This is a genomic window from Chryseobacterium sp. MYb328, assembly GCF_037572595.1.
Taxonomy (GTDB): Bacteria; Bacteroidota; Bacteroidia; order Flavobacteriales; family Weeksellaceae; genus Chryseobacterium; species Chryseobacterium pennae.
In genome coordinates this window covers 1-10,518 of the sequence record NZ_JBBGZQ010000046.1, presented here as the reverse complement: position 1 = coordinate 10,518, position 10,518 = coordinate 1, and the positions used below count along the sequence as shown (strand labels likewise).

Annotated in this window: 5 protein-coding genes; all 5 read left to right on the top strand. The window is 37.1% G+C overall.

The features are described from left to right. Positions 1-340: 340 nt before the first annotated feature. The 5 genes from WH267_RS24835 to WH267_RS24815 all read left to right on the top strand — a co-directional run bounded on the left by WH267_RS24835 (position 341) and on the right by WH267_RS24815 (position 10,362). Complete coding sequence (locus WH267_RS24835; RefSeq protein ID WP_340011676.1) at positions 341-1,639, top strand: carbohydrate porin; 1,299 nt, start codon at positions 341-343, stop codon at positions 1,637-1,639. A 182-nt stretch (positions 1,640-1,821) separates the two neighbouring features. After that, positions 1,822-2,406: a Holliday junction branch migration protein RuvA gene (gene ruvA / locus WH267_RS24830; RefSeq protein WP_115973724.1), complete on the top strand. Its 585-nt coding sequence runs from the start codon at positions 1,822-1,824 to the stop codon at positions 2,404-2,406. Between the two features lie 57 nt (positions 2,407-2,463). Next, complete coding sequence (gene sov / locus WH267_RS24825) at positions 2,464-9,525, top strand: T9SS outer membrane translocon Sov/SprA (protein ID WP_340011679.1); 7,062 nt, start codon at positions 2,464-2,466, stop codon at positions 9,523-9,525. A gap of 107 nt (positions 9,526-9,632) precedes the next feature. Then, positions 9,633-10,010 carry a glycine cleavage system protein GcvH gene (gene gcvH, locus WH267_RS24820; protein ID WP_115973722.1) on the top strand — a complete coding sequence of 126 codons (378 nt, stop codon included), beginning with the start codon at positions 9,633-9,635 and terminating at the stop codon, positions 10,008-10,010. A 25-nt stretch (positions 10,011-10,035) separates the two neighbouring features. Further along, positions 10,036-10,362, top strand: a complete 327-nt coding sequence (locus tag WH267_RS24815; protein WP_340011677.1) for a VanZ family protein — start codon at positions 10,036-10,038, stop codon at positions 10,360-10,362. Positions 10,363-10,518 lie beyond the last annotated feature (156 nt).

The following is a 10,518-nucleotide window of genomic DNA, read 5'->3' as shown; positions in this document are numbered from 1 at the left end:
ATGTAAAATATTTAATAATATTTTATTTATAATGAATAATTACTGTTTTTTTTAAGGTAATTGTATTATTTAATATCTTTGAGTTAATAAAAAACACAAACGAACTAAAGAACACAGAGTACAAATGCATGAAAAAAGATATCCAGATGTGTAATATAATTCTATTGCCAATGCATAATCATTGATTTGCTCCTATTTCCGACTTAATCGGAATATGCTTTTTTGATATTCAGTAGAGTATAACCACTGTGACATTTTTTGCTTTAATGAAATAACAGATAATTTTATTCTGTTAAAGGTTTGTATTGTTTTTTGGGTAGTTTACCTTTTAAGAAACACTATGAAAAAAAAGAAGTTGTTACAAATGGGCTCTCTGTTGTCCCTTTTAGCATGCTCCCTATGCTTTGCGCAAAAAATTAATTTTAAATCCCACGAACTGTCTGTTAATGGATATGTCCGAACAGGTTTTGGATGGTCAGACGGTGGTCAGATGGTAAATTTTACAACACCGGATAATGTACATAAATTCAGAATGGGGAATGAAGCTAATCATTACGGAGAACTTCAGTTCAATTATCGATACAAAGACAAGGATTCTGTGGACCTGTACGAAGTCACGTATATGATGGCGAAATTTATTCCTTTCGGGAGTGATGCATATAAGCAATTTCCGGAAACAGCACAGCTCTACGGTAAAATAAATAAAGTTGTAAAAAATGCAAACCTATGGGTAGGGAAAAGATATTATGATCGTAGAAATGTGGAGTCCCTGGATTATTTTTGGATTAATTCTGCACAAAATTCACAAATAGGATTAGGACTAGAAAATTACCAGATTAAAAACTCGGGAAATATGAATCTGGCATTCATAAGATTTAAATATGGAAATAATGATGCCCATTCCTATGTTACAGACTTCAGGTACCTGGATATTCCTGTTTCCGAACATTCTAAACTGAATCTTTTAGGACAATACAGCATAAAAACACGAAATGACATTAGCAACACTCCAAGATCTGCCGGATATGCTTTGGGGGGATGGTGGACGTATTCCAAAAAGAACATCAGTAATACTTCTACCCTCATTTTTCGAAAGGGAAGCTCAATTACCGAAAGTCCTAATTCAGGAAAGACAATATCAGAAAATGCTGGCAATACCATTACCTATAATCTTGATAAAGCAAATTCATTTGATGTGATTAATAATTTTGTGTATGATGATAAACAAAGACATGCAGTGCAAGCTTCACTTACCTATCAGTACAGAGATTTTGGAATTGGTAATACCGACGATATGAAAAATATTCTGGATAATAAAGTGTCCAAAAACTTTTTTAGTGTAGGTTTTCGCTATCAGTACTATATCAACAAGCATTTTAATCTCGCATTAGAAGCGGGTAATGACTATATGAAAAATAATCGATCAGGAGTAGAAGGCAGTTTACAGAAAGTTACATTTTCGCCGCAGATCTCCTGGGATTATGGCTATTATTCAAGACCTGTCTTAAGGCCGTTTATTACCTATGCACATTGGTCGGATGACTTTACCGGAAGTACAGGCGTTTCGGACTTCAATACAAGACTTATCAGCAAAAATAATGGGGTATCATTTGGCCTTCAGTTGGAAATATGGTGGTAACAAATTTAAAGACATCTTCAAAGTCAATTCCAAATTGACGAAATTCTGATTTTTGAGATCTTATATTCTTATAACAGATTGATTGAATATCACTTCAAAATTTAAGTTAAAAATCATTCTTGCATGAAATGAAAATATTAATTAGTTTAAATTACTATATTTGGGAGTTTTAAAAATTAATAATGATATTTTCTTTACAAGGCAATGTTCAAGAACTTACGCCTACTTACGCTGTAATTAATGTACAAGGGGTTGGTTACTATGTGGGTATCAGCTTAATGACCTCACAAATGCTGGTTTTGAATCAGCAGACCTTTTTATATATCCAGCAGATCATTCGTGAAGATGCCCATCTTCTTTTTGGATTTAACACTCGTTCAGAAAAAGAAATGTTCAATCTGTTAATAAGCGTTAATGGGGTGGGAGCAGTTTCTGCGCTTATTCTATTGTCTACTTTGAGCCTTGATGAGATTGCTTCAGCGGTACTTTCTAAGAATAGTGCGCTGATTCAGAAAGCTAAAGGTATCGGAGCAAAAACAGCAGAAAGAATTATTGTGGATCTTAAAGATAAGGTACAGAAATTCAGTGGTCCGGGAGAGACTATTTCATCAATGGTGGATAATAAAATTAAGGATGAAGCGTTATCTGCATTAGAAGTTTTAGGAATTCCTAAGAGAACCAGCGAGAAGATAGCAGATAGAATATTAAAGCAGAATCCTGACTTCTCGGTTGAAGAATTGGTTAAACAAATTTTAAAAAACATTTAACATTTGGTGGCGAATAATAAGCATTTTAAAATATTTTTGTTCCTGTCGTTCCTCTTTATGTCTGTAAGTGCCTTTGCACAGCAGGCGAAAGACACCACGATCATACGAAAGCAATACGAAGTAGCAGACCCCACAAGGTATGAGGCTTATTTCGATATAAAAACCGGGATGTATTATGTATATCCCAAAATTGGAAATACCATTACCGGTCCTCCTACTGCAATGTCTCCCGAAGAGTATAAAGAATATGTACTCGCTCTCCAGACTAGGGCATATTATAAGGAGAAATCGGAAAAATATAATCTCCTTTTTAGAAAAGACAAAAGTGATGCCAGAAAGAAGGGGCTTATTCCTTCTGTGATGATCAACAATAAGTTGTTCGAAACCTTGTTCGGGGGCAATAAAATTGAGATCATTCCTTCCGGATACGCATCCATCGACTTCGCAGGACTTTACCAGAAAATAGATAACCCGCTGATCCTACCACAGAACAGGACCAGCTTTACTTTTGATATAGACCAGAGAATTCAGCTTGGATTACTTGGGAAAGTAGGGGAGAATCTTCAGTTAAAAGCCAATTACGATACCCAAAGTGGTTTTGCCTTTGAAAACAGAATGAACCTCGTATGGCAAGCAAAAGGAAGCTGGAAAGACCTGCAGAGCAAAGGGCTTGGAAATGTTGACAAACCTAACGCAGGCGGAGAAGATAAAATCATTAAAAGAGTTGAATTCGGTAACGTAAATATGCCGCTTTCAACGAGTCTGATCCGTGGTTCACAATCATTGTTTGGGGTAAAAACAGAATTCCAGCTGGGGAAAACCTTTGGAACTGTAGTCCTTTCCCAGCAACAGGGTGAAGCCCGAAATATTGTTGTACAGGGAGGAGGTGTGATGAATAACTTTAAGGTGAATGCTAATGACTATGAAGAAAATCAGCACTATTTTTTAGGACATTACTTCGTAGATAAATATGATAATGCCTTAATCAATTATCCACAGATCAATTCAACCATTAATATCACCAGGCTTGAAGTCTGGGTGCTGGATCAAGGGAACAGTAATTTAGCTTACCAGAAAGGAATCATCGGGATCAGAGACCTTGGAGAAGGGGGAGGAGCTTTTCCGGATAACTCTGTGAATGGATTGTATAACGATATTTCAGCAAAGGCCGGAACAAGAGAAGCCGGTAAGGATTATAATGCAGTTTACCAGGGACAGGTATTTGGAAGTTCACAACCTTACATAAACGGTGAGCATTTTATCTTTAATAGTAAGGCCAGAAAACTAAACTCTAATGAATATACATTTCAGCCCCAATTAGGATATATTTCATTGAACCAGAAACTTAATGACCAGCAGCTTCTGGCTGTTTCATATTCATATACAATGAATGGAAGTAATAAAGTATACAAAGTTGGGGAATTCTCAGAAGAAAGCCCTGTACTGATTACTAAGGTTTTGAAAGTAAACAACAGTGTAGATGTATCTTCTCCGATGTGGGAATTGATGATGAAGAATATTTATTCCTTAGATGCGGGTCAGGTATCTCCTGATGGCTTTATTCTTAATTTATATTATAAAGACCAGAAAACAGGAGGTAAAGTAAATTATCTTCCGGATACTCCTGTAAAAGATTTAAATCTATTGAAATTAATGAATTGGGACCGTCTTAATATGAACGGAGATATTCAGAACAATAAAGATGGTACCAAAGGAGACGGAGTTTTTGACTTTGTGCCCGGAATTACGATCAGACCGGAAACCGGTAAGATTATTTTCACCAAATTGCAGCCTTTCGGTAAGTATATGGAGTCTTTGGTAGGGAATGATCCAATGTATGTTTTTCATGATTTATACGATAAAATAAAACCATTACCCAATCAAAATTCTGTTCCTCAGCGATACACGATAGAAGGTCGTTACAAAGGGGTACAGGGGCAGGGTATTTCTCTGGGAGCAGTAAATGTACCTCAGGGATCTGTAAAAGTTTCTGCAAATGGAGTACAGCTTGCCGAAGGGGTAGACTATACTGTAGACTATATGTTGGGGTCGGTAACAATTCTCAATGAAAATATAAAACAGTCCGGACAGGCTATCAATATTTCATTGGAAAATCAGCTTACATTTAATACCCAGAGAAAAAGATTCATGGGATTAAACCTGGAAAGAAGATTCAATGAAAACTTTATTTTGGGTGGAACCGTTATTAATTACTCAGAATCACCACTTACCCAAAAGGTAAACTATGGGCAGGAAGCTGTTAGTAATACAATGGCAGGAATCAACATGATGTATAATAATCAGGCTCCTTATCTTACAAGGTTTACTGATAAACTTCCATTGATCAAAACTGAGGCACCATCCAATATCAACTTTAAGATGGAGGCAGCATACCTTATTCCGGGATTGAATAAAGCAACCAACAGCCAGGCCTATATTGACGATTTTGAACAGACAACATCAAAAATATCTTTAAAGGAACCTGCGGCATGGAGCTTGGCTTCGAGACCTGAAAAAAATACATCACCTCCTTTTAATATACCTCCAACAAGTGATGATATCACGAGTGGATATGGAAGAGGGCTTTTATCATGGTATAATATTGATCCGAGATTCTGGAATGTTGGAGGAAGACCTCCTGCTGGAATTACTCCACAATCTGTTTCCAACAATGCTTCAAGAAGAGTACTGCTTTCTGAAATTTATAACAACAGAGACTTTGTTGCGGGAGACCAAACCTATACCAATACTTTTGATATCTCCTTCTATCCTAAAGAAAAAGGACCTTATAACGTAAATCCACTTACAGAGCAGGCTGGCAGCAGATGGGCAGGTATTATGCGCCCAATCAGTGTTCCGAACTTTGTAAGCTCAAACATTGAATATGTTGAATTTTGGATGATGGATCCTTATGCTGATGGTCATCAACTGGGAGATAATCCGAAATTATTATTACACTTAGGAAACGTATCTGAAGATATCCTTAAAGATGGGAAAATGCTGTATGAAAACGGTCTTTCTGCACCGGGAGCTACATCTGCTACCACGGTTTCAAATTGGGGTGTACAGCCAAAACAGCCTCCTATTTTATATGCCTTCTCTACAGAAGGAGACGGAAGAAAAGCTCAGGATGTAGGGTATGATGGTTTAAGCTCAGATCAGGAAGCGATGAGATTCGGGAATACTTTTGTAAACCCGGTGACAAATATTGTTGACCCTGCAGTGGATGACTTTGTTTTTTTTATGTCAGATAAATTTACCGGCACCCAGGCAGCTTCAGTTATTGAGCGTTACAAATACTTCAGAAACCCAGACGGAAACTCAGAAGCAAATTCACTGAGTGTGGCTTCACAGACTCCGGATGCTGAAGATATTAACAGGGATTATAACCTGGATCAGATTGAAAGCTATAATGAATATCCAATAAAATTAGATCAGGCCAGTCTTTCATTAGGAGCAGAAAATAATATTGTTGATATAAAAACAGTAAAAGCCACTTTCCTGAACGGACAATCAGCTGATGTAAAATGGTACTTATTCAGAATACCAGTTTCCAATTTTGATAAAGCTCAGGGAACTGCTAAGGAAACGGTACTTAATAATGTAAGATTTGCGAGATTATTATTAACAGGCTTTGAAAATACTTCTACACTGAGATTCGGAACAATGGACCTTGTAAGATCAGACTGGAGAAAATATTCTAAGAGTCTTGCTCCTTATTCAAATGTACCATTAGATCCAACTCCGAATGAAGGAGTAACAATAGATCCGGAAATAGGGCAACTTGAGGTAGGAAGTGTAAATATAGAAGAGAATGCTCTTAATCAGCCACCATATGTATTGCCTCCTGGAATAGACAGACAGGTATTAAGCGGAAATGCAGGAGCACAGAGACAGAATGAGGCATCATTATATATGAAAGCTAGGGAGTTGGAAGCTAGTAAAGCTCAAGGGGTATTCAAAAATACAACCCTGGATATGAGAAGATATAAAAAGCTAAAACTTTTTGTACATGCTCACGATCCATTAAATAGAGATATCAATGTAGGGAAAATAGATGAAAAAACTAAATTCTTTATTCGTTTTGGAAATGATGTTACAGATAACTACTACGAATATGAAGCATCTTTAAAGCTTACTTCAACTTCGGCAACAGCTCCTATGGAAATCTGGCCAATGGAAAACGAAGTAAATCTTGATATTCAGAATTTTGTTGATGCAAAAATCCGAAGAGACAAAATGTATGCTGATAAAATTATGCAGCGATTTTTGGATCCGAACTTTGAAGCTGGGGATAATTATAAAAGAATTTATGTTAAGGGACGTCCAAGCTTAGGAAGTGTGACAACTATAATGGTTGGTATTCGAAATGGGCAGGAAAGAAGTTCAGGACCTTCTATTGACAGGATTTTATGGGTGAATGAGATTCGTCTTTCTGATATTGATAATGATGGTGGGTATGCAGGAAATGCAAGTTTGAACTTCAACTTAGGAGATTTTGCGACCGTTAATACCAATGCTTCTTATACCTCAGTAGGATTTGGAAATATTGATTCAAAACCGGCGGAAAGAACACAGTCTACCCAATCAGCATTCAGCATCAATACAGCAGTGAATGTAGACAAACTATTACCGGAGAAAACAGGAGTTAAAATTCCGTTAAACTATTCTTACTCACAGACGATCGAAGATCCGAAGTACAATCCTTTGGATACAGACGTGGAATTCAGTAAGGCTCCAAACAGGGAGCAGCTGAAAAAAGTGGCGAGAACATATACACAGCAAAGAAGTATCGGAGTTGTTAATATGCGTAAAGAAAGAGTAAATCAGAATAAAAAGGCTAAGTTTTATGATATTGAAAACGTTTCTGTAACTGCAATATATAATGATGATTATTTCAGGGATATTTATACCAAAAGAAATTACAGACAGTATCTGAGAGGGTATATTGATTACAACTATACCTTCAAACCATGGGTGATAAAACCTTTCAACAAGATGATCAGTGATACAGCAAAATCTACTAAGTATCTGAGATGGGTAAAAGAATTTAATATCAATCCTATTCCGACAAGATTATCCTTCAGAACTGAAATTGACAGGAACTATAACGAACTTGAATTTAGAAATATTGAAGCCATTTTAGGTGGAAATGCGAGCGGCGATATGGAATCGATCCGAAACAGAAACTTCTATTTCGGATGGCAGTATGGTTTAGGATTTAACTTTACAAAATCATTGAAGCTGGAGATCAACTCGGCAACCAGAACCCTTAATGATAACATAGACGTCAATGGGATGGACAATAAAGCAATTTTCGGAAACGTGTTCAGAGCAGGTAGACCGGTATTGTATAATCACAGAGCACAATTGAGCTATAAACTGCCATTCCAGTATCTTCCTTATCTGGACTTTATTGATGCTGAAGTTGGATACGGATTTACTTATAACTGGAATGCGAGAAGTACCGCATTATATGGTGCGGTGAATCCGAATAATAATCAGGTAGAAAGCTTAGGTTCCATCGGGCAGAATACGAATGTCATTCAGGCAACGGCATCAGCTGATATTCCTAAATTCTTCGGACAGTTTAAATATTTTAAAGATATTAATACCAAGCTTCAGAAACGTAAGCAGGAAATGGATTCATTGAATAATGTATATACAAAACAATGGGAAAAGAACAGATATAAGTATAAGCATTATAAATTCAAGAATAAGCTTACTGTGCTTCAAAGTGCAGCATTCTTCCTGACTTCATTCAAGCAGTTGGATGTAAGCTATACCGAAAACAACGGTACAGTACTTCCTGGATTATTGTCAGCTCCCAACTGGTATGGTTCCGGGCAGACATTAGGAGGTCCAACGATCGGATTCTTATTAGGATCTCAGGCAGATATCAGAAGAACAGTTATGGAAAATGGCTGGGTAAGTGGCTCTGAGTTTATGACAGATCCATATGTAAGAATGTCAACCAGAGAATTGCGGGCAAACTTGCAGATGATGCCGATGAACGACCTTAGAATCGATCTGAGTGTACTGCATAACTTCAACAGTAACTTCACTCATTCCGGATTCAATTATGTTAATGGAGGTGTTCCTAATCCTGATTTTACTTTTGCAACAGACCTGATAACCTATTCAAATTCTACCATGCTTCTTAATTCGTCATTCAAAGATGGTGCAGCAGTATATCAGGCGATCAGAGAGAATGCAATGAAACTTTCACAACAGCTTGGAGGTCCCAATGCCGAAATAGGAAATGATGGATTTGCTAAACATTACAGTATAGCCAATGCTTATGTATTGATCCCGGCATTCAGAGCCGCTCTTGAAGGAAAATCTGTTTCTCCGATAGGAAATCCTAAAAAAGCAGGAATGCCATTACCAAACTGGAGAATTACCTATTCCGGATTAAAGAATATTCCGATCATCAGCGGACAATTTACGAAGTTTGATATCTCACATGCTTATACCGCAACATATACTGCAACAGGAATTCAAAGTAATATTGATTACCATAGTAACCCTAACGGATATTATCAAACGGTAGATGATGCAGGTAATATTAAAGTGAATAATGGAGATAAGATTAATCCTTATACCTTTTCTCAGGTAGGGTATGTAGAATCCTTCTCACCGCTTCTTGGAGTAGATGTTACCATGAGAAACAATATGCAGTTCGGATTACAGTACAACAAAAACCGAATGATGGTATTAGGATTGGTAAACCATACCCTGACTGAAGATTCCAATACAGAATATGTAGTGAGATTAGGATACATTATCCGAAACTTCAGATTAGGAACAGCCAATATCAGAGGAAGAGGAACCAGAGGAAAAGGAAGTGACCTTAATATCAGAGGAGATATTTCACTAAGAGATAGTAAAACTTCCATTATGAATATCCTCCTGAATGATTCGCAGGTGACAGGAGGACAGAGACTTCTCAATATTAAACTTTCTGCAGATTACAATGTCTCCGAAAGTCTTAACCTGAGAGTCTTCTACGAACAGATGACCTCGAAGTATAAGATCTCTACAGCCTTCCCGCTGTCTACGATCAGAGCTGGTATTTCAGCAACATTTACGTTCGGAGAGTCCGGTGGTGGATTCTAGAAATAACATAAACTTAAAAGTCCTTCAGTTTTGAAGGACTTTTTTTATATCCAATATTTGAAGCTACTATAATTTTGAATACATTTGTAGAAAATAAAAATTAAAAAATGAACACACCATCAGAATTAAAGTACACTAAAGATCACGAATGGATCAAGATCGAAGGTAATGTGGCTACAATCGGTATTACAGACTTCGCTCAGGGAGAACTTGGAGACATCGTTTATGTAGATGTTGATACAGTAGATGATGATCTTAATGGCGGGGACGTTTTCGGAAGTGTGGAGGCAGTAAAAACTGTTTCAGACTTATTCTTACCTATCGCAGGAAAGGTTATCGGGTTCAACTCGGAATTGGAAGATCAGCCGGAACTGTTAAATACAGATCCTTATGGAGACGGATGGATCATCAAATTAGAAATTGCTGATGGGGCAGACCTGTCTGAATTGCTTTCTGCAGAAGATTACAAAGCAATCATTGGATAAAATTTTAAAAATATTTAGTAAGATATTGCCCATTTATTGGGCATTTCTTACTTATATGCTTCTCAAGCCCGGAGAAGAGAACCACGAATATTGGTTCATGTTCAACGGTATTGACAAAGTATTGCACTTAAGTATATTTGCAGCCTTAGGGTTCTCATTCATGGCCGCATTTCCCAAAATAAAATTCTCTTACTTTTTCCAGATCATTCTTATATATGCCTTCCTTACAGAAATTCTCCAGGAAGAGATGGGACTGGGAAGGTCCATGGAAGCTCTCGATATCGTAGCAGACACCATTGGTTGTCTCATCGGCTATTATACCTATAAGCTATTCGTAAAACGATTTTTCTAATTACACTCTTGAAACTGAGAAGACCTTTACAATTCTCAAATGCTTTCAATTTATAAATTTTTCTATTCTTCACCTTTCACTCTTTCATATATTCCAACTCATTGAGGAGCTTAATCCCGCTATCCACTTTTACTCCTCGCGCCCACACACTCCTAC

Bases quoted from the DNA above. Each gene is read 5' to 3' on its own strand.
- WH267_RS24835 (WP_340011676.1), top strand. From the start codon at position 341: ATGAAAAAAAAGAAGTTGTTACAAATGGGCTCTCTGTTGTCCCTTTTA.
- ruvA (WP_115973724.1), top strand. From the start codon at position 1,822: ATGATATTTTCTTTACAAGGCAATGTTCAAGAACTTACGCCTACTTAC.
- gcvH (WP_115973722.1), top strand. From the start codon at position 9,633: ATGAACACACCATCAGAATTAAAGTACACTAAAGATCACGAATGGATC.
- sov (WP_340011679.1), top strand. From the start codon at position 2,464: ATGTCTGTAAGTGCCTTTGCACAGCAGGCGAAAGACACCACGATCATA.